The 25,693-nt window shown below is 45.5% G+C and carries 16 protein-coding genes, 5 tRNA genes and 2 rRNA genes; all 23 read left to right on the top strand.

Annotated features, from left to right (window positions below):
• The first annotated feature begins 280 nt into the window (after positions 1 to 280).
• The 23 genes from Q9312_RS09405 (at position 281) to tuf (Q9312_RS09295) (ending at position 25,470) form a co-directional block, all read left to right on the top strand.
• Positions 281 to 3,169 (top strand): 23S ribosomal RNA (locus tag Q9312_RS09405).
• A 124-nt stretch (positions 3,170 to 3,293) separates the two neighbouring features.
• Positions 3,294 to 3,409, top strand: a 5S ribosomal RNA gene (rrf, locus tag Q9312_RS09400).
• A 661-nt stretch (positions 3,410 to 4,070) separates the two neighbouring features.
• Positions 4,071 to 5,069: a UDP-N-acetylmuramate dehydrogenase gene (gene murB / locus Q9312_RS09395; RefSeq protein ID WP_309204355.1), complete on the top strand. Its 999-nt coding sequence runs from the start codon at positions 4,071 to 4,073 to the stop codon at positions 5,067 to 5,069.
• A gap of 2 nt (positions 5,070 to 5,071) precedes the next feature.
• On the top strand, positions 5,072 to 6,034 hold the full coding sequence (gene birA, locus Q9312_RS09390; RefSeq protein WP_309204353.1) for a bifunctional biotin--[acetyl-CoA-carboxylase] ligase/biotin operon repressor BirA: 963 nt from the start codon (positions 5,072 to 5,074) through the stop codon (positions 6,032 to 6,034).
• Positions 6,018 to 6,821: a type III pantothenate kinase gene (locus Q9312_RS09385; RefSeq protein WP_309204352.1), complete on the top strand. Its 804-nt coding sequence runs from the start codon at positions 6,018 to 6,020 to the stop codon at positions 6,819 to 6,821. The genes birA and Q9312_RS09385 overlap by 17 nt, the downstream gene beginning before the upstream one ends.
• A gap of 71 nt (positions 6,822 to 6,892) precedes the next feature.
• A tRNA-Thr gene (locus Q9312_RS09380) sits at positions 6,893 to 6,968 on the top strand.
• Positions 6,969 to 7,142: 174 nt separating this feature from the next.
• Positions 7,143 to 7,226, top strand: a tRNA-Tyr gene (locus Q9312_RS09375).
• Positions 7,227 to 7,254: 28 nt separating this feature from the next.
• Positions 7,255 to 7,328, top strand: a tRNA-Gly gene (locus tag Q9312_RS09370).
• A 16-nt stretch (positions 7,329 to 7,344) separates the two neighbouring features.
• Positions 7,345 to 7,420: transfer RNA gene (locus Q9312_RS09365), tRNA-Thr, on the top strand.
• 93 nt (positions 7,421 to 7,513) lie between these two features.
• A complete protein-coding gene (gene tuf, locus Q9312_RS09360) occupies positions 7,514 to 8,698 on the top strand; it encodes an elongation factor Tu (RefSeq protein WP_309204340.1) in 1,185 nt (394 codons plus the stop codon).
• A 41-nt stretch (positions 8,699 to 8,739) separates the two neighbouring features.
• Positions 8,740 to 8,815 (top strand) — tRNA-Trp (locus Q9312_RS09355).
• A gap of 82 nt (positions 8,816 to 8,897) precedes the next feature.
• A complete protein-coding gene (gene secE / locus Q9312_RS09350) occupies positions 8,898 to 9,275 on the top strand; it encodes a preprotein translocase subunit SecE (RefSeq protein ID WP_309204351.1) in 378 nt (125 codons plus the stop codon).
• A 10-nt stretch (positions 9,276 to 9,285) separates the two neighbouring features.
• Positions 9,286 to 9,819: a transcription termination/antitermination protein NusG gene (gene nusG, locus Q9312_RS09345; protein ID WP_309204350.1), complete on the top strand. Its 534-nt coding sequence runs from the start codon at positions 9,286 to 9,288 to the stop codon at positions 9,817 to 9,819.
• 73 nt (positions 9,820 to 9,892) lie between these two features.
• Positions 9,893 to 10,321, top strand: coding sequence for a 50S ribosomal protein L11 (rplK, locus tag Q9312_RS09340; RefSeq protein WP_309204349.1), 429 nt, complete (start codon positions 9,893 to 9,895; stop codon positions 10,319 to 10,321).
• A gap of 4 nt (positions 10,322 to 10,325) precedes the next feature.
• Entirely contained in the window at positions 10,326 to 11,030 is a 705-nt protein-coding gene (rplA, locus tag Q9312_RS09335; RefSeq protein WP_309204348.1) for a 50S ribosomal protein L1, read from the top strand.
• 246 nt (positions 11,031 to 11,276) lie between these two features.
• On the top strand, positions 11,277 to 11,804 hold the full coding sequence (gene rplJ / locus Q9312_RS09330; RefSeq protein ID WP_309204347.1) for a 50S ribosomal protein L10: 528 nt from the start codon (positions 11,277 to 11,279) through the stop codon (positions 11,802 to 11,804).
• 75 nt (positions 11,805 to 11,879) lie between these two features.
• Positions 11,880 to 12,257, top strand: a complete 378-nt coding sequence (gene rplL, locus Q9312_RS09325; RefSeq protein WP_309204346.1) for a 50S ribosomal protein L7/L12 — start codon at positions 11,880 to 11,882, stop codon at positions 12,255 to 12,257.
• Between the two features lie 213 nt (positions 12,258 to 12,470).
• Entirely contained in the window at positions 12,471 to 16,607 is a 4,137-nt protein-coding gene (gene rpoB / locus Q9312_RS09320) for a DNA-directed RNA polymerase subunit beta (RefSeq protein WP_309204345.1), read from the top strand.
• 81 nt (positions 16,608 to 16,688) lie between these two features.
• Entirely contained in the window at positions 16,689 to 20,900 is a 4,212-nt protein-coding gene (gene rpoC, locus Q9312_RS09315) for a DNA-directed RNA polymerase subunit beta' (RefSeq protein ID WP_309204344.1), read from the top strand.
• A gap of 179 nt (positions 20,901 to 21,079) precedes the next feature.
• A complete protein-coding gene (rpsL, locus tag Q9312_RS09310; RefSeq protein ID WP_309204343.1) occupies positions 21,080 to 21,451 on the top strand; it encodes a 30S ribosomal protein S12 in 372 nt (123 codons plus the stop codon).
• 149 nt (positions 21,452 to 21,600) lie between these two features.
• Complete coding sequence (gene rpsG, locus Q9312_RS09305; RefSeq protein WP_309204342.1) at positions 21,601 to 22,071, top strand: 30S ribosomal protein S7; 471 nt, start codon at positions 21,601 to 21,603, stop codon at positions 22,069 to 22,071.
• 82 nt (positions 22,072 to 22,153) lie between these two features.
• Complete coding sequence (gene fusA / locus Q9312_RS09300; protein ID WP_309204341.1) at positions 22,154 to 24,247, top strand: elongation factor G; 2,094 nt, start codon at positions 22,154 to 22,156, stop codon at positions 24,245 to 24,247.
• A 38-nt stretch (positions 24,248 to 24,285) separates the two neighbouring features.
• Positions 24,286 to 25,470, top strand: a complete 1,185-nt coding sequence (tuf, locus tag Q9312_RS09295; protein ID WP_309204340.1) for an elongation factor Tu — start codon at positions 24,286 to 24,288, stop codon at positions 25,468 to 25,470.
• Positions 25,471 to 25,693 lie beyond the last annotated feature (223 nt).

Genomic DNA, 25,693 nt, shown 5'->3' with positions numbered 1-25,693 from the left:
ATTCGGTGGTTAAGCGTTGGTCTGCGATTCGATTGGACTCGCACACGAGCGAATCGTCGCACCGCCCGCATAACTCCACCATTTAAAAGATGGTGTCAGTGTCTAAGTAAGAGATGTTAGAAACAAGTGTTGAGAGATTAATGTTTGTTTCTGATATTTCAGAACTGTTCTTTAACAATTTGGTTAATTTGAGTCACACAAGCGTTTTGGATTGATCTAATTGAACAATCTAAGGCGAAAAAATCAAGTTGCAAGATTATAAGACCCTTTGGGGTTATATGGTCAAGTGACTAAGTGCACACGGTGGATGCCTTGGCGACAGAAGGCGATGAAAGACGTAGTAGCCTGCGATAAGCTTCGGGGAGGCGGCAAACAGCCTTTGATCCGGAGATCTCTGAATGGGGGAACCCAGCCATCATAAGATGGTTATCTGCAACTGAATACATAGGTTGTAGAGGCGAACGCGGAGAACTGAAACATCTAAGTACCCGTAGGAAAAGAAATCAACCGAGATTTCCTTAGTAGCGGCGAGCGAACGGGAATTAGCCCTTAAGTTATTATTGGTTTAGTGGAATGTTCTGGAAAGTTCAGCGATACAGGGTGATAGCCCCGTACACGAAAGGCCATTAGTAGTGAGAATGAGTAGGTCGGGACACGTGATATCTTGACTGAATATGGGGGGACCATCCTCCAAGGCTAAATACTCTCTGTCGACCGATAGTGAACCAGTACCGTGAGGGAAAGGCGAAAAGAACCCCTGTGAGGGGAGTGAAATAGAACCTGAAACCGTGTGCATACAAGCAGTGGGAGCATGATTTAGTCATGTGACTGCGTACCTTTTGTATAATGGGTCAGCGACTTACTTGTCTGTTGCAAGCTTAACCGATTAGGGGAGGCGTAGAGAAATCGAGTCTTAATAGGGCGTTCAGTAGCAGGCAGTAGACCCGAAACCCGGTGATCTAGCCATGGGCAGGTTGAAGGTGCCGTAACAGGTACTGGAGGACCGAACACACGTATGTTGAAAAATGCGGTGATGACCTGTGGTTAGGAGTGAAAGGCTAATCAAACCGGGAGATATCTGGTTCTCCTCGAAAGCTATTTAGGTAGCGCCTCATGTATCACTCTCGGGGGTAGAGCACTGTTTCGGCTAGGGGGCCATCCCGGCTTACCAACCCGATGCAAACTCCGAATACCGAGAAGTGCAATCATGGGAGACACACGGCGGGTGCTAACGTCCGTCGTGGAAAGGGAAACAACCCAGACCGCCAGCTAAGGTCCCAAAGTTATCGCTAAGTGGGAAACGATGTGGGAAGGCTAAAACAGCTAGGAGGTTGGCTTAGAAGCAGCCACCCTTTAAAGAAAGCGTAATAGCTCACTAGTCGAGTCGGCCTGCGCGGAAGATGTAACGGGGCTAAGCGATACACCGAAGCTGCGGATGCGTACTTGTACGCATGGTAGAGGAGCGTTCTGTAAGCCGTTGAAGGTGAACCGGGAGGTTTGCTGGAGGTATCAGAAGTGCGAATGCTGACATGAGTAACGATAAGGGGGGTGAAAAACCTCCCCGCCGGAAGACCAAGGTTTCCTGTTCGATGCTAATCAGAGCAGGGTGAGTCGGCCCCTAAGGCGAGGCAGAAATGCGTAGTCGATGGGAAACAGGTTAATATTCCTGTACCGGTGTTAACTGCGATGGAGTGACGGAGAAGGCTAGGCCAGCACGGCGATGGTTGTCCGTGTTTAAGGTTGTAGGCTGAGAACTTAGGCAAATCCGGGTTCTTAAGGCCGAGAGCTGATGACGAGGTCCCACGGGACTGAAGTGGTCGATGCCATGCTTCCAGGAAAAACTTCTAAGCTTCAGGTTAACAGCGACCGTACCCCAAACCGACACAGGTGGTCAGGTAGAGAATACCAAGGCGCTTGAGAGAACTCGGGTGAAGGAACTAGGCAAAATAGTACCGTAACTTCGGGAGAAGGTACGCCGCTGATGGTGAAGTCCTTGCGACGTAAGCTATTGGTGGTCGAAGTAACCAGGTGGCTGCGACTGTTTATTAAAAACATAGCACTCTGCAAACACGAAAGTGGACGTATAGGGTGTGACGCCTGCCCGGTGCCGGAAGGTTAATTGATGGGGTTAGCTTATGCGAAGCTCTTGATCGAAGCCCCGGTAAACGGCGGCCGTAACTATAACGGTCCTAAGGTAGCGAAATTCCTTGTCGGGTAAGTTCCGACCTGCACGAATGGCGTAACGATGGCCACACTGTCTCCACCCGAGACTCAGTGAAATTGAAATCGCTGTGAAGATGCAGTGTACCCGCGGCTAGACGGAAAGACCCCGTGAACCTTTACTATAGCTTCACACTGGACTTAGACATTACTTGTGTAGGATAGCTGGGAGGCTTTGAAGCAGTGGCGCCAGCCATTGTGGAGCCAACCTTGAAATACCAGCCTGGTAATGTTTGAGTTCTAACTCAGGTCCCTTATCGGGATCGAGGACAGTGTGTGGTGGGTAGTTTGACTGGGGCGGTCTCCTCCCAAAGAGTAACGGAGGAGTACGAAGGTGTACTAAGTACGGTCGGACATCGTACGGTTAGCATAAAGGTAGAAGTACGCTTGACTGCGAGACAGACACGTCGAGCAGGTGCGAAAGCAGGTCTTAGTGATCCGGTGGTTCTGTATGGAAGGGCCATCGCTCAACGGATAAAAGGTACTCCGGGGATAACAGGCTGATTCCTCCCAAGAGTTCATATCGACGGGGGAGTTTGGCACCTCGATGTCGGCTCATCACATCCTGGGGCTGTAGCCGGTCCCAAGGGTATGGCTGTTCGCCATTTAAAGTGGTACGCGAGCTGGGTTTAGAACGTCGTGAGACAGTTCGGTCCCTATCTGCCGTGGGCGTTGGAGAATTGAGAAGAGCTGCTCCTAGTACGAGAGGACCGGAGTGGACGAACCTCTGGTGTTCCGGTTGTCACGCCAGTGGCATTGCCGGGTAGCTATGTTCGGACAGGATAACCGCTGAAAGCATCTAAGCGGGAAGCCCCCTTCAAGATAAGTTCTCCCTGAGACTTTAAGTCTCCTTAAGAACCGTTGAAGACTACGACGTTGATAGGCAAGGTGTGGAAGTGTTGTGAGGCATTAAGCTAACTTGTACTAATTGTTCGTGAGGCTTGACCATATAACACCCAAATGGTCTTTACATCTGAGGATGTAAAAGCGCAACTGACTTGTGTGAATCAAATAATTAACCGAATTGAAGACAGACGACGTGTAAGCGTCGGATGAAATATCAGCCAGTTTTGCCTGGTGACATTAGCGAACGGGAACCACCTGATCCCTTCTCGAACTCAGAAGTGAAAACGTTCAGCGCCGATGGTAGTGTGGGGTCTCCCCATGTGAGAGTAGGTCATCGCCAGGCATTTAATTCAAACCCGAATCATCGCAAGGTGGTTCGGGTTTTTCCTTTTGGGAGACCCGTTTTTTAGTGGGGTCGCGAATCGTCGCACCGCCCCATGTGAGAGTAGGTCATCGCCAGGCATTTAATCAGAAAAGAGCCCATCCAAACGGATGGGCTTTTTTTTGATTAAAATTTTATGAACCTAGAATTGCTTTGAAGGGCCATGTGACAAATTCGCCGGGAGCGAATTTATTCGCAACGTCCTTGTTGCTCACCTGCTACGCAGGCCAGCTAACGCTGTTCTGATTGGCTCCGGACAAATCTTGGTGAACATCGGCGAGAATCTTTCCAGAAGATTCGGTCGCATTCCCACCATCCATGGTGATCAGAGGCACGACGATGGTTACAACTCTTTATTAGAAATATGGAGCAGAACTCTTTATTAGAGACATTGGGGGTGGGCAGGTTTATGCTCCTGCAAAACCTGCATTCACTACTTCCATGTAAATCAGGGCAAGATGCCCGGAATTTAGCTAAGTCGACTTCTTAGAGTTTTTTATCTAATTGCTGCATTAAAGAATGCATTGAACCTTTCGTTTTATCGATCTATTAAGACTTATCCCTGCGCTGCTAAATGAGACTTATGTGGTAAGATATCGGGGTTAATCAAAGGAATAACAACGTGAATTGCCTTCATAACGCAGACCTAACCGAATTCAATACATTTGGCGTCAGATCAAATGCAAAACGCTTATGGACATTAGACTCGCTAGAAGACCTAAGTGAGTTTATTACGTTATACAATGAGAGCCGGAATCCTTTGATTCTTGGCGGTGGCTCCAACGTTCTATTGACCAAAGATGTTGAAGGTGATGTGTTTCATGTTGCGATTAAAGGCGTAACTTACGAAAACAACGATGATACCTCTGTTTTTGTTACGGCTATGGCGGGCGAAAATTGGCATCAACTCGTCGAAGCGTGTCTTAAAAAGAATCTATACGGCCTCGAAAACCTAGCGCTAATCCCTGGCACGGTGGGAGCAGCACCCATTCAGAATATCGGTGCTTATGGTGTTGAGCTAAAAGATCGATTAGTCAGTGTGCAAGCCATTGATTTAGAAAAGGGCGAGTTTCGTACTTTCAATGTTGACGAGTGTGCATTTGGTTATCGAGACAGCTTGTTTAAACGGCAACTAGGACGATGGTTAATAGTTTCAATCACGTTGAGGTTATCGCGACAATTCGAGCCCGTGATAAATTATTCTCCCTTAAATCAACTCGAAACAAACGATTTAACCGCTAAAGATATTTTTGATACCGTCGTTAAAACTCGACAAGCCAAGCTCCCTGATCCAAAACGCTTAGGCAATGGCGGTAGCTTTTTTAAAAATCCTGTGGTCGATAAGTCCTTGGCTGAATCTCTAAAGCAAGAATTTCCCGATATGCCCACTTATATGGTGGACGACTCGAACGTAAAGTTGGCGGCTGGTTGGCTAATTGATCAACTCGGATTAAAAGGTTATCGCGAAGGTGATGCCGGTGTTCACGAACATCAAGCTTTAGTGCTTGTTAATTTTAAAAGTGCTTCTGGTGAGCAAATCAATCAACTTGCTGATACTGTCTTAGCAAAAGTTAAAGCGCGCTTCGGTATTGCGCTCGAAAAAGAAGTTCGAGTGATCTAGCTGTGTCATTATCTAGATTAGTTAATCTTTTAAGCGACGGTCATTTTCACTCGGGTGAATCTATGGCTCAGCACCTTGGCTTGTCTCGAACGGCAGTCTGGAAGTATGTACAAGAGTTGCGATCAATGGGTGTTGATGTCTTTAGTGTCTCTGGTAAAGGTTACAAACTTCCAGAGGGCATTGAGTTGCTGAGTGAGTCTCATATTTGTGAGCAGTTAACAAAAGCTTATCCTAATCTCTATTCGCTTCAAGTTTATCAAAGCATCGCTTCGACCAATCAAGCACTACAAGCGATTCCATTAAGCAAAAAATTCCATTTTTGTCTTTCAGAATATCAGTCAATGGGGCGAGGTCGCCAAGGTAAGAGTTGGCATTCTCCATTTGCCCGTAATATTTACTTATCTGTGAAAACGCGATTTTCCAAAAGTGCTAAAGAGCTTTCCGGTCTGAGTGTCGCTGTCGGCGTTATGATAGCCTCTCTCCTTGAGTCGATTGGCGTATCATCGGTTGGTCTAAAGTGGCCCAATGATTTAAAGATAGGCAAAGCAAAGTTGGGTGGAATTTTAGTTGAGCTCACCCGTCCTCAAGACAGCGAAGTGGTTATTGGAATTGGTATTAATTGGAGCATGCCTTCTTTAAGTGATGTTGGACAAGACTGGTGTAACTTGTCGCCAATGCTACCGCAAATCAACCGAAATCAAATGGTGGTCAATCTTTGCTCTGCTTTAATATCCGGTTTAAGACAGTTTGACGATGAAGGACTAACGCCGTTTTTAACTCAATGGCCACGCTATGATTGCTTATTACAGAAACAGGTTAATGTCATTCGAGGACAACGCGTGACAACGGGTATGGCAAAAGGCATAGACAAAACCGGTGCCATTTTAATCGAGGTTGATGGCACTGTTCAGCCGTTCTACGGAGGAGAAATTAGTTTGCGAGTCATTGATGATGTTACTGGTTGATTTCGGTAATACCCGAACTAAGTGGTTGGCTGTCTCCGATTCTGACGCAGATGCTTGGGCGGTTTCTGGTGAAAATAGTTTGAACCAAGAATGGCGAGCTTGTGGTTACGAGTTATCTGCAATTCAAATTGTCGAACAGATAAGTAAAGACTTACCCTCAAGTTCGACACCTATTGTTGTTGCTAGTGTGAAGCCATCGGTCAGCGAACCAATCGTTGATATATTAAGAGAGAAATACAGAGTACATTGCGTTGTCAGTGAATCTGCGTTTGAGGGGTTAGTTAATGCTTACTCAGATCCAACTGCAATGGGCATTGATCGTTGGTTGGCGATGATCGCAGGTTATCGTCGCAGCCAAGGACAAAGCTTCATCGTTGTTGATTGTGGCACCGCGATTACCCTCGACGCAGTGCTAGAGACCGGGCAACATATGGGAGGGTTCATTCTTCCTGGCTTAAACAAGCAGTTAAACGCCCTGCTTAGCAATACTGAGCAAGTTCATAGTGGTCAAATCCGCCCTGAGGTGTCGGTTGAGCTCGGCCAAAACACGCAAACGTGTGTGTTTAATGGAATAGTTACCCAGATTGTCGCGCTTGTTGAAAAGATCTCAAGACAATTAAGCGCTAATGGATTTCCCAAGGTGATTTTGACTGGAGGCGATGGAGAGTTGATAAAAGACTTACTTATCAAAGAGATAAGTGAGGAATCTGAGAATATTACCTATGTCCCCTTGTTAGTGTTTGAAGGATTATTAACCAACGCTTTGAAAGAATTAAAAAAAATGTAAACAAAGCATTGCCATTTGCAAATCATGTCGCTAAAATTGCGCCTCACTTTTGGGGGCTCCCAAATAGTGAAGCCGGCTTAGCTCAGTTGGTAGAGCAACTGACTTGTAATCAGTAGGTCGCCAGTTCGATTCCGGCAGCCGGCACCAAACATCAAAAAGCAGGCCAGAGGCCTGCTTTTTACAAAGAGTGCTTCCAGCTAAAAATCGTCTAAATGGCGTGAATTAGCCAGAATAAGTTGCAATTTTACTGCCAAATTGGCATTATGCGCGGCTCTTTGACTCCAGTTGTCTGCTGAAGGCAGTAACGGAGATTGAAAATTCGGAGGGGTTCCCGAGCGGCCAAAGGGATCAGACTGTAAATCTGACGCGAAAGCTTCGCTGGTTCGAATCCAGCCCCCTCCACCAGTTTCTACTGAGCCGATGATCGGCATTTGCGGGTATAGTTCAATGGTAGAACCTCAGCCTTCCAAGCTGATGATGCGGGTTCGATTCCCGCTACCCGCTCCAGTATTTAAGACATGATGCTGATATAGCTCAGTTGGTAGAGCGCACCCTTGGTAAGGGTGAGGTCGGCAGTTCGAATCTGCCTATCAGCACCATTTTTTGCTTTCGGGTATGGCTTAGCTTATCCCGGGCGCTTAAAGAAACGTAATATTAACCACAAATCTTCTAGACGCTTTGGGAGGCTTCTCATGTCTAAGGAAAAATTTGAACGTAATAAACCCCACGTAAACGTGGGAACCATTGGCCACGTTGACCACGGTAAAACCACTTTGACTGCAGCAATGTGTACTGTATTGTCAAAGACTTTCGGTGGTGCGGCACGTGCATTCGATGAAATCGACAATGCGCCAGAAGAAAAAGAGCGTGGTATTACAATCGCAACTTCGCACGTAGAGTACGAAACAGAAGCTCGTCACTACGCGCACGTTGATTGCCCAGGACATGCTGACTACGTTAAAAACATGATCACCGGTGCTGCTCAAATGGACGGCGCGATCTTAGTTTGTTCAGCAGCTGACGGCCCAATGCCACAAACACGTGAGCACATCTTGTTATCACGTCAGGTTGGTGTACCAAAGATCATTGTTTTCTTAAACAAATGTGACATGGTAGACGACGAAGAGTTGTTAGAGCTAGTTGAAATGGAAGTACGTGAGTTATTAGACGCTTACGAATTCCCAGGTGACGACACGCCAGTTATCCGTGGTTCAGCGCTTAAAGCGTTAGAAGGTGACGCGGACTACGAAGCGAAAATCATCGAATTGTCAAAAGCTTTGGATGAGTACATTCCAGAGCCAGAGCGTGCGATTGACCAATCATTCTTGTTACCAATCGAAGACGTATTCTCAATCTCAGGCCGTGGTACAGTTGTTACTGGTCGTGTAGAGCAAGGTATCGTAAAAGTTGGTGAAGAAGTTGAAATCGTAGGTATCAAAGACACGGTTAAGACAACAGTAACTGGTGTAGAAATGTTCCGTAAGCTTCTTGACGAAGGTCGAGCAGGCGACAACGTAGGTGTATTACTACGTGGAACTAAGCGTGAAGACGTAGAGCGTGGTCAAGTATTGGCACACGTAGGAACTATCACGCCACACACTAAGTTCGAATCAGAAGTGTACGTATTGTCGAAAGATGAAGGTGGTCGTCATACACCATTCTTCAAAGGCTATCGTCCACAGTTCTACTTCCGTACGACTGATGTAACAGGTGCGGTAGAGCTTCCAGAAGGTGTTGAGATGGTTATGCCAGGCGACAACATCAAGATGGTAGTAGAGTTAATTGCACCGATTGCGATGGACGAAGGTTTACGCTTCGCGATTCGTGAAGGTGGCCGTACTGTTGGTGCGGGTGTTGTTGCTAAAATCATCGAGTAATCGAAGGTTTTATCAAAGTCTTCCGATTTTTTCGGGAGCATAGGCCAGTAGCTCAATTGGCAGAGCAGCGGTCTCCAAAACCGCAGGTTGGGGGTTCGATTCCCTCCTGGCCTGCCAAATTCGCAAGGCTTAGCTCCTATCCCTTTTAAAGGGAAAAGAGCTACGGCCTTGCTTTGTATATATTAAGGGTAAATTTAACGTGAGTACTGAAGCGAATACATCTTCCGGGTTAGACACTGTAAAGTGGCTGGCAGCTGTGTTGTTGGTTGCTGGTGCTGTATACGGTAATCACTACATGGAACAATTAGACTCTATGTCTTTGGTTATCCGTGTTGCCATTATCATCGGATTGATCGCATTGGCTTTGCTCATTGCGTCTACCACTGGTAAAGGCAAAACAGCGATTAATTTTGCTCGTGAGTCACGAATGGAAGTTCGCAAGGTTGTTTGGCCGACGCGTCAAGAAGCCATTCAAACCACTTTAGTTATTGTCCTATTCGTTATTGTGGTGTCGCTATTCTTATGGGGCGTTGATTCGCTACTTGGCTGGGGCGTTAGCTCCGTCATGAGTCTATAGGGAGCAAACAATGGCGAAACGTTGGTATGTCGTACAAGCGTACTCTGGCTACGAGTCAAAAGTAAAAACCATGCTCGAAGAGCGAATCAAATTACATTCGCTTGAAGACAAGTTTGGTCAGATTCTAGTTCCGACTGAAGAAGTCGTCGAAATGCGCGCAGGACAAAAGCGTAAAAGTGAACGCAAATTCTTTCCTGGCTACGTATTAGTAGAAATGGATATGGGCGATGAGTCTTGGCATTTAGTGCGTGAAACGCCACGAGTGCTTGGGTTTATTGGTGGTACATCTGATCGACCAGCGCCGATATCAGAGCGAGAAGCCAACGCAATTTTACAACGTGTTGAAGACAGCAGCGATAAGCCGAAACCGAAAACGCTATTTGAACCAGGTGAAGTGGTTCGCGTTATCGATGGCCCATTTGCAGACTTCAATGCGACCGTTGAGTCGGTTAATTACGAGAAAAACCGACTGCAAGTATCGGTACTAATTTTTGGTCGTTCTACACCGGTTGAACTTGAGTTCGGTCAGGTAGAGAAAGGCTAATTAATCGGTTGCATTTGCAACCAGTTAAGTGACGGGGAGCCGCGAGGCGCTATTACCCAAAACGAGGTGAAACATGGCAAAAAAAGTACAAGCTTATATTAAGCTTCAGGTTGCGGCCGGTATGGCCAATCCTAGTCCACCAGTTGGTCCAGCTCTTGGTCAACACGGTGTTAACATCATGGAATTCTGTAAAGCTTTCAACGCAGCAACTGAGAAAGTTGAAAAAGGTTTACCAATTCCTGTTGTAATTACAGTTTATAACGATCGTAGTTTTACGTTCATTACTAAAACTCCTCCTGCATCAGTTTTGATCAAAAAGGCATTGAATCTTAAATCAGGTAGTTCACGTCCGAACACTGAAAAAGTGGGCAAGATCACTCGCGCTCAACTAGAAGAAATCGCCAAAATGAAAGAGCCTGATCTTACTGCAGCTGACTTAGATGCTGCGGTCAACACTATTGCTGGAACTGCGCGCTCAATGGGCGTAGACGTGGAGGGTTAATCGAATGGCTAAATTATCGAAACGCGCTCGTTTGATTAAAGAAAAAGTCGACACTAACAAAGTTTACGGTGTTGAAGAAGCTCTAGAACTTCTTAAAGAAGTTTCAAGCGTTAAATTTTCAGAGAGCGTTGATATCGCAGTTAACCTAGGTATCGACCCTCGTAAATCTGATCAAGTTGTTCGTGGTGCTACCGTACTTCCTAACGGTATTGGTAAAGACGTTCGTGTTGCAGTTTTCACCCAAGGTGCAAACGCAGATGCAGCAAAAGAAGCGGGTGCTGATATCGTAGGCATGGATGACTTGGCTGACGAAGTTAAGAAAGGCAACATGAACTTTGACGTTGTTATTGCTAGCCCAGACGCGATGCGTGTGGTTGGTCAATTAGGTCAAATTTTAGGTCCACGTGGATTAATGCCAAACCCAAAAGTTGGCACAGTTACTCCTGACGTTGCGACTGCTGTTAAAAATGCGAAAGCTGGTCAAGTTCAATACCGCGCTGACAAGAACGGTATCGTTCATGCAAGCATCGGTAAAATTTCTTTCGATGTGCAAGCGCTTAAAGAAAACATGGGTTCTTTAATCGCAGCACTTAAGAAAGCTAAACCAGCTTCAGCAAAAGGTACCTACATGAAGAAAGTGTCTTTATCTTCAACCATGGGACCTGGCATCACTATCGATCAAGCTACGATCGAAGTTGCTAAAGATTAAGCTTTTGACTCGCGAGAGCGAGACGGAGCTTGGGTTCCTGTAAAGCTTGCTTTATAGGAACCGTCAAAGACCGTAGGTGGAGACGTTAGTCTTCTTAATAACTAGCCTGCGCAGACGGTGTAACCCGACTCAGACTTCTGGGACGGTTCACCGTGTCGATTGTCGAGAAGTTTCATTCGTGAAACGACTCGATTGATGTTAACCCTGATTAGGTAACTAATTAGGAAACACTGGAGGTGAACGAAAGTGGCACTTGGACTTGAAGGCAAAAAAGCGATTGTCGCTGAAGTCAATGAAGTGGCTTCTAAAGCGCTTTCTGCTGTAACTGCCGAGTACCGCGGAATGACAGTCGAGCAAATGACTGCATTACGTGTGAAAGCCCGTGAAGCTAACGTGTATCTTAAAGTTATAAGAAACACTTTGGCAAAGCGTGCAATCGAAGGTACCGAGTTCGCCTGCATGACTGATGCTTTAGTTGGCCCGGTAATTTGTGCATTCTCTCTAGAAGAGCCTGGTGCGGCAGCTCGCCTCATCAAAGACTTCGCGAAAGACGCCGACAAACTTGTTGCAACAGGTGTTGCAATTGGTGGTCAGTTACACGGAGCAGAGCAGCTTGAAGCTGTTTCTAAGCTACCAACCAAAGAGGAAGCAATTGCTTCATTGATGCTCGTTATGAACGGACCAGTTACCAAACTGGCGCGTACTTTGAACGAGTTCCCATCGCGTATTACTCGAGTAATCGCGGCGGTGAAAGATCAGAAGCAAGCGGCGTAATATTCGGTTTAATTACCAACTTCGGTTTAACGAATTTATTTTTTTTAATTTATATTTTACCCAGGAGAAAGAGTCATGGCTCTATCTAAAGACGATATCTTAAATGCAATTGCTGAAATGAGCGTAATGGACGTTGTTGAGCTTGTTGAAGCAATGGAAGAAAAATTTGGCGTTTCTGCTGCAGCTGCTGTTGCTGTTGCAGGTCCTGCTGCTGCTGGTGATGCAGCTGCTGCTGAAGAGCAAACTGAGTTTGACGTTGTTATGAAAAGCTTCGGTGCAAACAAAGTTGCGGTTATCAAAGCTGTTCGCGGTGCGACTGGTCTTGGTCTTAAAGAAGCTAAAGAAATGGTTGAAGGCGCTCCTGCAACTGTTAAAGAAGCACTTTCTAAAGACGAAGCTGAAGCACTTAAGAAAGAGCTTGAAGAAGCAGGTGCAGAAGTCGAACTTAAATAATTTAAGTTTGATTTTGGCGATTAATTCGCCGCAAAAATTATCGGCTGAGTGCTATTTAGCGCTCGGCCGTTTTGCCGTTTAAAAAAATGGTAAAAAATTCTGGATTGATACGGGCCTTCGCGGAGGCAATAAACCAGAAATTGAGGCAGTCAGCATTACCGTATCATATGTTGATTGATCGTATTACCTAAGTAAGCTAACTGAGGAACCCAGATGGCGTATTCATACACAGTGAAAAAGCGTATCCGTAAGGATTTCGGGACTCGTTCTCAAATTTTAGATGTCCCTTATCTGCTTGCCACTCAGCTTGATTCTTATCGTTCGTTTATCAATGATACCGATACGACTGAGAATTCAGGGCTGGACCAAGCGTTCAAATCCGTTTTTCCTATAACTTCATATTCGGGCTCTGCGGCTCTTGAGTATGTCAGTTATCGCTTAGGGGAGCCGGTTTTTGACGTTAAAGAATGTCAAGTTCGAGGCGTAACTTATGCCGCTCCATTGCGCGTTAAAATCCGCTTGGTTATTTATGATAAAGAATCTAAGTCGGGCGCAGTAAAAGACATCCGTGAACAAGAAGTTTACATGGGTGAAATGCCGTTAATGACCGAAAACGGTACCTTCGTTATTAATGGTACTGAGCGTGTTATTGTTTCTCAGTTACACCGTTCGCCTGGTGTATTCTTTGATTCAGACAAAGGTAAAACACACTCTTCGGGCAAATTGCTATATAACGCTCGTGTTATTCCATACCGTGGTTCCTGGTTGGATTTCGAATTCGATCCGAAAGATGCTGTCTTCGTTCGTATTGACCGTCGTCGTAAATTACCTGCGACCATTTTGCTACGTGCAATGGGTTATACCACTGAAGAAATTCTTGATATTTTCTTTGAAAATGATTTCGTTGAGCTCGATGCTGAAGGCAATGCAAAGCTTAAATTAATTCCAGAGCGTTTACGTGGTGAAACCTTAAACTTTGATATCAAAGATACCAAAGGTAAAGTGATCGTTGAAGAAGGTCGTCGTATTACTGTTCGCCACATTAAGCAAATGGAAAAGTTAGGTCTTGAGCTACTAGATGTACCTAGCGACTTCTTAATTGGCAAAGCGATTGCGCGAAACATCATCGACGAAGAAACCGGTGAAGTCATCGTTGAAGCTAACGCTGAAATCACTGAAGAATTGATCGCGAACTTAGTTGAAAACAACGTAACGCAATTCCAAACACTTTACACCAATGACTTAGATCGTGGTGCGTACATTTCAGATACGCTACGTTTGGATCCGACTCGTGAGCCTCTTGATGCATTAGTCGAAATCTACCGTATGATGCGTCCTGGTGAGCCACCAACAAAAGAAGCAGCAGAAGCTTTGTTCCATAACTTATTCTTTACCGAAGATCGTTATGACCTATCTGCTGTTGGACGTATGAAGTTTAACCGTCGTGTTAATCGTGATGAACTGACCGGTCCTGGCGTTCTGTACGATGGTAAATACTTCTCTATGTTAAAAGATGATTTTTCTAAAGGGTTGCTTGAAAGCCATAAAGAAGATTCTGATATTTTAGAAGTCATTAAAACGTTAGTCGATATACGTAACGGTATCGGTGTAGTCGATGATATCGACCATTTAGGTAACCGTCGTATTCGTAGCGTTGGTGAAATGGCTGAAAACCAATTCCGTGTTGGTTTAGTTCGAGTAGAGCGTGCTGTTAAAGAACGTTTATCACAAGCTGAGTCAGAAAACTTAATGCCTCAAGACTTGATCAACGCGAAACCTGTTTCAGCGGCTATCAAAGAATTCTTTGGTTCAAGCCAGTTGTCACAATTTATGGATCAAAACAATCCATTGTCAGAGGTGACACATAAACGACGTGTTTCAGCGTTAGGCCCTGGCGGTCTTACTCGAGAGCGTGCTGGCTTCGAAGTACGTGACGTACATCCAACTCACTATGGTCGTGTATGTCCTATCGAAACACCTGAGGGTCCAAACATCGGTTTGATCAACTCTTTGGCATGTTACGCACGTACCAATGATTACGGCTTCTTAGAAAGCCCTTATCGTCGAGTTGTCGATGGTAAAACAACGAACGAAGTTGATTACTTATCTGCGATTGATGAAGGTAAATTTGTTATCGCACAGGCGAATGCTACGGTCGATGAGAAAGGCAACATTACTGATGAGCTGGTTCCTTGTCGTCATCAAGGAGAGTTCCAGTTAACAACGCCAGATCGCGTTGAATATATGGACGTTTCTCCACAGCAGATCGTATCGGTTGCGGCTTCTATGATTCCATTCCTTGAACACGATGATGCGAACCGTGCATTGATGGGATCAAACATGCAACGTCAAGCCGTTCCTACTTTGCGAGCGGAAAAGCCGCTGGTAGGTACTGGAATGGAACGTACGGTTGCGGTTGACTCAGGTGTAACGGTTAAAGCTCGTCGTGGCGGTATCATCGATAGCGTTGATGCGTCTCGAATCGTTGTTCGTGTTCATGAAGATGAAACTTCAACGGGCGACGCCGGTGTTGATATTTACAACTTAACCAAATACACCCGTTCGAATCAAAATACATGTATTAACCAACGTCCTATCGTTAGTCCTGGTGACGTGGTTGAACGTGGTGATGTATTGGCCGATGGTCCGTCAACCGACTTAGGTGAGTTAGCGCTAGGCCAAAACCTTTTGGTCGCGTTCATGCCTTGGAACGGTTACAACTTCGAAGACTCGATTCTTATTTCTGAGCGTGTTGTTGAAGAAGATCGTTTCACCAGTATTCACATTCAAGAACTAACCTGTATCGCTCGTGATACTAAGTTGGGGCCAGAAGAGATTACGGCTGATATTCCAAACGTTGGCGAAAGCGCGTTATCTAAATTAGATGAAGCGGGTATCGTTTATATTGGTGCAGAAGTTAAACCTGGTGACATCTTAGTTGGTAAAGTTACGCCTAAAGGTGAAACTCAATTAACACCTGAAGAAAAACTATTACGCGCAATTTTCGGTGAGAAAGCGTCAGATGTTAAAGACACGTCTCTTCGTGTTTCTTCTGGCACTGTGGGTACCGTTATTGACGTTCAAGTTTTCACTCGTGATGGTGTAGAGAAAGATTCTCGAGCGACTGAAATCGAAAACAGCGAAATCGCTGCAGCGAAAAAAGACTTGAATGACCAGTTCCGTATTTTGGAAGGTAACATTCATCAACGTGCTTACACTTTATTGGTTGGCGGTACGGTTGAAAAAGGTCCAAATCGCATTAAGAAAGGCACCGAAGTTACTGAAGATTACTTGCAAGAGCTTGAGCCATCACAATGGTTAGAAATTCAACTACGTGATGAAGCGAAACAGCAACAACTTGAAGAGTTAACTCAGTACCTAGAAGAGCAACGCAAAGAGTTTGAAAAGAAACTTGAAATTAAGCGTATGAAGATCACTCAAGGTGATGATCTTGCTCCGGGCGTCTTGAAGATTGTTAAAGTTTACATGGCGGTGAAACGTCGTATTCAACCTGGTGATAAGATGGCTGGTCGTCACGGAAACAAGGGTGTTATCTCTAACATCGTTCCTGTTGAAGATATGCCTTACCGTGCGAACGGTGAGCCGGTTGATATCGTACTTAACCCGCTCGGTGTACCATCGCGGATGAACATTGGTCAGATCTTAGAAACTCACTTAGGTTGGGCGGCGAAAGGTCTTGGTCATAAGATCGGCGACATGGTTCAAGCGAAACAAGAAGTCGCGAAAATGCGTGAGTTCTTAGGTCAGGTTTATAACCATCGTGACCAAGCAACGGTTGATCTCGATTCATTGAATGATGACGAAATCATGAACTTAGCGAACAACTTGAAAGGCGGTGTGCCAATGGCAACGCCGGTGTTTGATGGAGCGAAAGAAGAAGAAATCAAGCACATGTTGGAGCTCGCAGACTTACCAACGTCAGGCCAGTCAATTTTGTTTGACGGTCGAACCGGAGATCAATTTGATCGTCCAGTTACCGTTGGATACATGTATATGTTGAAATTGAACCACTTGGTCGATGACAAAATGCATGCGCGTTCAACTGGTTCGTACAGCTTGGTTACGCAGCAGCCGCTGGGTGGTAAAGCTCAGTTCGGTGGTCAGCGTTTCGGGGAGATGGAAGTATGGGCACTAGAAGCTTACGGTGCTGCTTACACGCTTCAAGAAATGCTTACGGTTAAGTCAGATGATGTTAACGGTCGTACTCGTATGTACAAAAACATCGTTGATGGCGATCACCGTATGGAGCCAGGTATGCCAGAATCCTTCAACGTATTAGTGAAGGAAATTCGCTCATTGGGTATCGACATTGAGCTCGAGGTTGAATAGGGAGTTAGTGCATTCACGAGCCGTAGCTTACGGCTCGAAACTGACTCTTAAGTAACATTAACTCCCTAAAGGAGAATTGCTTTGAAAGACTTACTGAATTTCATCAAACAGCAAAACCAAACTCAAGAATTTGATCGAATTCGAATCGGTCTAGCATCACCAGAAATGATCCGTAGCTGGTCATTCGGTGAGGTGAAAAAACCAGAAACTATTAACTACCGTACGTTCAAGCCAGAGCGTGACGGCTTATTCTGTGCCAAGATCTTTGGTCCAGTAAAAGACTACGAATGTTTATGCGGTAAATACAAGCGCATGAAACACCGTGGTGTTATTTGTGAAAAATGTGGCGTTGAAGTTACCCTAGCGAAAGTTCGTCGTGACCGTATGGGCCACATTGAATTGGCATGTCCCGTTGCCCACATTTGGTTCTTAAAATCATTACCGTCTCGTATTGGCTTATTGCTTGATATGACATTACGTGACATTGAGCGCGTGTTGTATTTCGAAGCGTTTGTGGTTATTGAGCCTGGAATGACGACGCTAGAGCGTGGCCAATTGTTAACCGAAGAAGCTTACCTTGATGCGCTTGAAGAGTTCGGTGATGAATTCGAAGCGAAAATGGGTGCAGAGGCGGTTCAAGAACTTCTATCAGGAATCAATCTTGAAGAAGAAGCTGCGTCCTTACGTGAAGAAATTCCAAATACAAATTCTGAAACTAAGCTTAAGAAGCTTGGTAAACGTTTAAAACTATTAGAAGCGTTCTTAGATTCAGGCAACAATCCTCAGTGGATGATTATGACTGTATTACCAGTCCTACCACCAGACCTACGTCCGTTGGTTCCACTAGAAGGCGGTCGTTTTGCGACGTCTGACTTGAACGACTTATACCGTCGAGTGATTAACCGTAACAACCGTTTGAAGCGTCTTCTTGACTTAAACGCGCCAGACATCATTGTTCGCAATGAGAAGCGTATGTTGCAAGAAGCCGTCGATGCGTTATTAGATAACGGTCGTCGTGGACGAGCCATTACTGGTTCAAACAAGCGCCCATTGAAATCACTTGCTGACATGATTAAAGGTAAGCAAGGTCGTTTCCGTCAAAACTTACTTGGTAAGCGTGTTGATTACTCTGGCCGTTCGGTTATCGTTGTTGGTCCGACCCTTAAGCTGCATCAATGTGGTCTTCCAAAGAAAATGGCGTTGGAATTATTTAAGCCATTTATTTTCGGAAAACTTGAATTACGAGGTTTGGCGACAACCATTAAAGCTGCCAAGAAAATGGTAGAACGTGAAGAAGCGGTGGTTTGGGATATCTTAGAAGAAGTTATCCGTGAGCATCCGGTTATGTTAAACCGTGCGCCAACACTTCACAGATTAGGTATTCAAGCGTTCGAACCCGTACTGATTGAAGGTAAAGCGATTCAGTTACACCCACTTGTGTGTGTGGCCTACAACGCTGACTTCGACGGTGACCAAATGGCGGTTCACGTACCATTAACTATTGAAGCTCAGTTAGAAGCTCGTGCGTTAATGATGTCAACGAATAACGTTCTTTCGCCTGCGAATGGTGAGCCAATTATTGTACCTACCCAAGACGTTGTATTGGGCTTGTACTTTATGACTCGCGACAAAGTTAATGCGCAAGGCGAAGGCATGGTATTTGCCGATACCGCAGAGGTGTTACGTGCCTACTCTAACGGCGCAGCGGAATTACACGCAAAGATCAAAGTTCGTATTAATGAAACCACCATCGATAAAGCTGGCGTTGCAACCACCGTTAATAAATTGGTTGAAACCACCGTTGGTCGTTCATTGTTGTGGGAAATCGTTCCTGCCGGACTATCGTTCGAGTTGATCAACCAAGCGATGACTAAAAAGTCGATCTCACGATTGGTAAACTCTTGCTACCGTCAATTAGGTTTAAAAACCTCGGTAATTTTTGCCGATCACCTAATGTACACGGGTTACAAATACGCAACACGTTCAGGTGCTTCTGTTGGTATCAACGATATGGAAGTTCCTAGCGTTAAAACTGAAATCATTGCGAAAGCCGAAGCCGAAGTTCGTGAAATTGAAGATCAATACGCGTCTGGTTTGGTAACTCAAGGTGAGCGCTACAACAAAGTTGTTGATATTTGGTCGCATACCAACGAGCAAGTTGCGAAAGCGATGATGGACAACTTAGCGATTGATAAAGTTGAAGACGCAGAAGGCAACATTGTTGATCAACCTTCATTCAACTCGATCTTTATGATGGCCGACTCAGGTGCACGGGGTAGTGCGGCTCAGATTCGTCAGCTAGCTGGTATGCGTGGTTTGATGGCAAAACCAGATGGCTCGATCATCGAAAGTCCAATCAAAGCAAACTTCCGTGAAGGTCTAAACGTACTTGAATACTTTATTTCGACGCACGGTGCACGTAAAGGTTTGGCCGATACAGCATTGAAAACGGCAAACTCGGGTTACTTAACTCGACGTTTAGTTGATGTTGCACAAGATTTAGTTATCACTGAAGTTGATTGTGGCACGCAAGACGGTGTTGAAATGAAACCCTTGATTGAAGGGGGTGACGTTGTTGAGCCGTTACGTGAGCGAGTACTTGGTCGTGTAACTGCCGATCATGTTTATACGCCTGGAACCGATGACGTATTGTGTGAAGCCAATACCCTTCTTGATGAAGCATGGGTAGAAAAGCTAGAAAAGCACAGTGTTGACCAGATTAAAGTTCGCTCGGTAATCACTTGTGACACTCGCTACGGTGTGTGTGCTAAGTGTTACGGTCGTGACCTAGCACGTGGTCATATTATCAACCAAGGTGAGTCAGTCGGGGTTATTGCAGCACAGTCAATCGGTGAGCCTGGAACACAGTTAACCATGCGTACCTTCCACATTGGTGGTGCGGCATCTCGTCAATCAGCTGAGAACAATGTTCAGGTGAAAAATGACGGTGTATTGAAACTTCACAATGCGAAGACAGTACAACGTAAAGACGACAAGTTGGTCATCGTGTCTCGTTCTGCTGAAATCAACCTCATTGATGAGTACGGACGTGAGCGCGAGCGTTATAAAGTGCCTTACGGTGCGGTTTTAGAGCACGCTGAAGGTGACAAGGTTTCGGGTGGTGAAGTTGTCGCCAACTGGGATCCGCATACGCATCCAATCATCACTGAGTTGGCTGGAAAAATTAAATTTAAAGACTTGGTTGAAGGCGTCAATATGGATCGCCAGACCGACGATTTAACCGGATTAAGCTCAATCGTTGTTACTGAATCGAAAGCACGTGGTAAAGGCTCTGACCTTAAGCCGATGATTTACATGGTTGATGCTGACGGTAACGAGATGAACTTGCCTGGTACCGATATTCCAGCGCAATACTTATTACCGCCTAACGCTATCGTAAATCTTGAAGATGGTGCAGAAGTGGGAATCGGTGACGCGATTGCTCGTATTCCGCAAGAAAGCTCGAAGACTAAGGATATTACCGGTGGTCTTCCTCGAGTTGCTGACTTGTTTGAAGCACGTAAGCCGAAAGAGCCAGCGATTCTTGCTGAGATTTCTGGAACCGTTAGTTTCGGTAAAGAAACCAAAGGTAAGCGTCGTTTAGTTATTACTCCTCAAGAGGGTGATGCGTACGAAGAGCTTATTCCAAAATGGCGTCACCTGAACGTGTTTGAGGGTGAGAAAGTTGAGAAGGGTGAGGTTGTATCGGATGGTGCTGATAATCCACACGATATTCTTCGCTTGAAAGGTATTCACGCGGTTGCAAACTACATCGTCAACGAAGTTCAAGACGTTTACCGTCTGCAGGGTGTAGGCATCAATGATAAACACATTGAAGTTATTATCCGTCAGATGTTGCGTAAAGCGACGGTTTCCGATCCGGGTGATAGCCGCTTCTTGCAAGGCGAGCAACTCGAATATGTTCGCGTTCTAGAAGCCAACGATGCTTTGATTGCTGATGGTAAAGAGCCTGCCAAAGTACAACGTGACTTAATGGGTATCACCAAAGCGTCATTGGCGACCGAGTCATTCATCTCGGCGGCATCGTTCCAAGAAACCACGCGTGTATTAACCGAAGCAGCCGTAAGCGGTAAGGTTGATGACTTACGTGGCTTGAAAGAAAACGTAATCGTAGGTCGATTGATCCCTGCTGGTACGGGCTTGAGCTATCATCAAGAGCGTCGTAAGCAGAGTCAAGACGTGACTATCGACGAGAGTCAAGTCACTGTGACGGCGTCAGACGCTGAAAAAGCGCTGACCGAAGCACTGAGCGGTAACGACTCAGAGCTGTAAGATTCGAGCCAAGTGCTTCTCTGAAGCGCTTGGTCCGATACAAGGCGGTCAAAACTTAACCTGATCGCCTTGACACCAAAGGACACCCTCTATACAATGCCCGCCCCTGAAGGCAGGCTTGTATAGGTTTGTCTTTATGTAAATGACTAGTATTAATTCTAGGAGCTGGAGTTTAATTAATGGCAACTGTTAATCAGCTGGTACGTAAACCTCGTAAAAAGGTTATCAAGAAAAGTAACGTACCTGCACTTGAAGCTTGCCCGCAGAAGCGTGGTGTTTGTACTCGTGTTTACACGACTACTCCGAAAAAACCAAATTCGGCACTACGTAAAGTTGCTCGTGTTCGTTTAACTAACGGATTCGAAGTAACCTCTTATATCGGCGGTGAAGGCCACAATTTGCAGGAACATAGTGTTGTAATGATCCGTGGCGGTCGTGTAAAAGACTTGCCGGGTGTTCGTTATCACTGTGTGCGCGGTACGCTTGACCTTGCTGGGGTTAAAGACCGTAAACAAGGCCGCTCTAAATACGGAGCGAAACGACCTAAGTAATTTATTACTTGTGGTGGTAAAGACTGACCGATTTCGATCTCGAAATGGTCAATAATTAACATTCCATTCTTACAATTTGTTCGAATGTGAGTAAGGCCGGGCTAGACAATTAGCGGTTAGTCCCGGGTTAACCTGAAGGAGCACATAAGATGCCAAGAAGACGCGTTATCGCTGCACGCGAAATCCTTCCTGATCCAAAGTTTGGATCACAATTATTAGCAAAGTTCATCAACGTTGTAATGGTTGACGGCAAGAAATCTGTTGCTGAAAAAATCGTTTACGGCGCGTTGGACATCATTGCTGAAAAGAAAAGTACTGAAGCACTTCCAGCTTTCGAAGAAGGCTTGGATAAGATTCGTCCTTTAGTTGAAGTAAAGTCTCGCCGCGTAGGTGGATCAACTTACCAAGTTCCGGTTGAAGTTCGTCCAGCTCGTCAAACGGCACTGGCTATGCGCTGGTTGGTTGAAGCCTCACGTAAGCGTGGCGAAAAGTCAATGAAAGAGCGATTAGCTCATGAACTTTTAGATGCGATGGAAAACCGTGGTTCTGCGGTTAAGAAGCGTGAAGATGTTCATCGTATGGCTGAAGCGAATAAAGCATTTGCTCACTACCGTTGGTAAGAACACCACCGGTAATAGCAAAGCGACTTTACTGCTTTAAGATAACTTTGTTTCTGTATGCCAATTAATAGAGGTATTTAACGTGGCTCGCAAAACTCCAATTGAGCGTTATCGTAATATCGGAATTTGTGCGCATGTCGACGCAGGTAAAACTACCACGACTGAACGCGTTCTATTTTACACCGGTCTTTCTCATAAGATCGGTGAGGTTCATGATGGCGCTGCCACCATGGACTGGATGGAACAAGAGCAGGAGCGTGGTATTACGATTACCTCTGCGGCAACCACGACCTTTTGGCGAGGCATGGATGCTCAGTACCCTGAGCATCGTGTCAACATTATCGACACCCCCGGACACGTAGACTTTACCATTGAGGTAGAGCGTTCGTTGCGAGTTCTAGACGGGGCCGTTGTAGTGTTCTGTGGTTCTTCTGGCGTTGAGCCACAGTCAGAAACGGTTTGGCGCCAAGCCGATAAATATCACGTACCCCGTATGGTGTTCGTGAATAAAATGGATCGCGCAGGTGCTGACTTTTTACGAGTTATCAATCAAATAAAAAATCGCTTGGGCGCTCGCCCAGTTCCGGTACAACTTCCAATTGGTGCAGAAGAAACCTTCGAAGGCGTGGTTGACCTCGTCAAAATGAAGGCCATTTACTGGACCGAAGCCGACAAAGGTATGACTTTCGAATACAAAGACATTCCTGCTGGTATGCTTGAAGAATGCCAAGAGTGGCGCTCCAACATGGTTGAAGCGGCTGCCGAAGCATCTGAAGAGCTAATGGATAAGTACCTTGAAGAAGGTGAGCTGACCGAAGACGAAATCAAACAAGGTCTACGAACCCAAACACTGGCGAACGAACTGGTCGTTGCAATGTGTGGTTCAGCGTTTAAAAACAAAGGAGTACAAGCGGTGCTCGACGGTGTGATTGATTATATGCCTGCACCGGTTGATGTTCCGCCGATTCAAGGTGTGCTTGAAGATGGTGAAACCATTGAAGAGCGTATCGCTGATGATAAAGCTCCGTTTGCAGCGCTGGCATTTAAAATCGCAACCGATCCTTTCGTTGGCACTTTAACTTTCTTCCGGGTTTATTCCGGCACGCTTAACTCTGGTGACCAAGTCTATAACTCGGTGAAAGAGAAAAAAGAGCGAATTGGTCGCATTGTACAAATGCACTCAAATAGCCGTGAAGAAGTAAAAGAAGTGTTGGCTGGTGATATTGCTGCTGGTATTGGTCTTAAAGATGTCACAACAGGAGAAACCCTTTGTTCTCCTGACCATAAAATTATCTTGGAACGCATGGAGTTTCCTGAGCCGGTTATCTCGGTTGCTGTGGAGCCTAAAACCATTGCTGATCAAGACAAAATGGCATTGGCATTGGCTAAGCTTGCGCAAGAAGATCCATCCTTTAGGGTTGAAACCAACGAAGAGTCAGGGCAAACCATCATCTCTGGGATGGGGGAGTTGCACCTCGACATTATCGTTGACCGAATGAAACGAGAGTTTCAGGTCGAAGCCAACATCGGTAAGCCTCAAGTCGCTTATCGTGAATGTTTACGCGAAAGCGTGGAGCAAGAAGGCAAGTTTGTTCGACAGTCTGGTGGCCGTGGTCAATACGGTCATGTGTGGATCAAAATTGAACCACAAGAACCAGGTTTTGGTTACGAGTTTGTAAACGAAGTCGTTGGTGGCGTAGTACCGAAAGATTATATTCCTGCGGTCGACAAAGGGATCCAGGAACAAATGCAAAATGGTGTGCTTGCAGGCTATCCCATTTTAGACGTTAAAGTCACTTTATACGATGGTTCTTACCACGATGTTGATTCGAGTGAAATGGCATTTAAAATTGCTGGCTCGATGGCTTTCCGTTCTGGTGCGTTAAAGGCTAAGCCAACGTTACTAGAGCCGATTATGAAAGTTGAAGTGGTAACACCTGAAGATTATATGGGTGACGTAATGGGCGATTTAAATCGTCGCCGTGGAATTGTTCACGGTATGGAAGAAGGCGTTGGTGGTATTAAGATCGTCAAAGCTGAAGTTCCACTGTCTGAAATGTTTGGATACGCAACTGCCTTGAGAAGCGCCACTCAAGGTCGAGCGAGTTACTCCATGGAGTTTACCAAATATGCGGAAGCGCCGAATAACGTCGCTGACACAATTATTAATGGTTAAATTTTTTATTTTAAAAAAAACATACAGAGGTACATCTCATGTCTAAAGAAAAATTTGAACGTAATAAACCCCACGTAAACGTGGGAACCATTGGCCACGTTGACCACGGTAAAACCACTTTGACTGCAGCAATGTGTACTGTATTGTCAAAGACTTTCGGTGGTGCGGCACGTGCATTCGATGAAATCGACAATGCGCCAGAAGAAAAAGAGCGTGGTATTACAATCGCAACTTCGCACGTAGAGTACGAAACAGAAGCTCGTCACTACGCGCACGTTGATTGCCCAGGACATGCTGACTACGTTAAAAACATGATCACCGGTGCTGCTCAAATGGACGGCGCGATCTTAGTTTGTTCAGCAGCTGACGGCCCAATGCCACAAACACGTGAGCACATCTTGTTATCACGTCAGGTTGGTGTACCAAAGATCATTGTTTTCTTAAACAAATGTGACATGGTAGACGACGAAGAGTTGTTAGAGCTAGTTGAAATGGAAGTACGTGAGTTATTAGACGCTTACGAATTCCCAGGTGACGACACGCCAGTTATCCGTGGTTCAGCGCTTAAAGCGTTAGAAGGTGACGCGGACTACGAAGCGAAAATCATCGAATTGTCAAAAGCTTTGGATGAGTACATTCCAGAGCCAGAGCGTGCGATTGACCAATCATTCTTGTTACCAATCGAAGACGTATTCTCAATCTCAGGCCGTGGTACAGTTGTTACCGGTCGTGTAGAGCAAGGTATCGTAAAAGTTGGTGAAGAAGTTGAAATCGTTGGTATCAAAGACACGGTTAAGACAACAGTAACTGGTGTAGAAATGTTCCGTAAGCTTCTTGACGAAGGTCGAGCAGGCGACAACGTAGGTGTATTACTACGTGGAACTAAGCGTGAAGACGTAGAGCGTGGTCAAGTATTGGCACACGTAGGAACTATCACGCCACACACTAAGTTCGAATCAGAAGTGTACGTATTGTCGAAAGATGAAGGTGGTCGTCATACACCATTCTTCAAAGGCTATCGTCCACAGTTCTACTTCCGTACGACTGATGTAACAGGTGCGGTAGAGCTTCCAGAAGGTGTTGAGATGGTTATGCCAGGCGACAACATCAAGATGGTTGTAGAGTTAATTGCACCGATTGCGATGGACGAAGGTTTACGCTTCGCGATTCGTGAAGGTGGCCGTACTGTTGGTGCGGGTGTTGTTGCTAAAATCATCGAGTAATATCGATTGATTTAGGTTAACAACCTACTCTTTAAAAAGGCGCTCAATGAGCGCCTTTTTTTTATAGGTAAGTTTCACATATGAGAGTTTGTTTTAACTTCTTCAAATTACCAGACTTAGCTCGAATAAATTTTTTTGCTGATACCAACGCTTTTAATGAAACGTTGGTTTAGGTTCTCAAAACTGAGTCAAGCTTAGGCTCGATGTTTACCGAAGCGTAACC

The organism is Pleionea litopenaei, from assembly GCF_031198435.1.
Taxonomy (GTDB): Bacteria; Pseudomonadota; Gammaproteobacteria; order Enterobacterales; family Kangiellaceae; genus Pleionea; species Pleionea litopenaei.
This window is presented reverse-complemented; position numbering and strand designations above follow the sequence as displayed.

Coding starts and splice junctions, on each gene's coding strand:
- rplK (WP_309204349.1), top strand. CDS start 9,893: ATGGCAAAAAAAGTACAAGCTTATATTAAGCTTCAGGTTGCGGCCGGT.
- Q9312_RS09385 (WP_309204352.1), top strand. CDS start 6,018: ATGATGTTACTGGTTGATTTCGGTAATACCCGAACTAAGTGGTTGGCT.
- rplA (WP_309204348.1), top strand. CDS start 10,326: ATGGCTAAATTATCGAAACGCGCTCGTTTGATTAAAGAAAAAGTCGAC.
- rpsG (WP_309204342.1), top strand. CDS start 21,601: ATGCCAAGAAGACGCGTTATCGCTGCACGCGAAATCCTTCCTGATCCA.
- nusG (WP_309204350.1), top strand. CDS start 9,286: ATGGCGAAACGTTGGTATGTCGTACAAGCGTACTCTGGCTACGAGTCA.
- rpoB (WP_309204345.1), top strand. CDS start 12,471: ATGGCGTATTCATACACAGTGAAAAAGCGTATCCGTAAGGATTTCGGG.
- tuf (WP_309204340.1), top strand. CDS start 7,514: ATGTCTAAGGAAAAATTTGAACGTAATAAACCCCACGTAAACGTGGGA.
- rpsL (WP_309204343.1), top strand. CDS start 21,080: ATGGCAACTGTTAATCAGCTGGTACGTAAACCTCGTAAAAAGGTTATC.
- rplL (WP_309204346.1), top strand. CDS start 11,880: ATGGCTCTATCTAAAGACGATATCTTAAATGCAATTGCTGAAATGAGC.
- tuf (WP_309204340.1), top strand. CDS start 24,286: ATGTCTAAAGAAAAATTTGAACGTAATAAACCCCACGTAAACGTGGGA.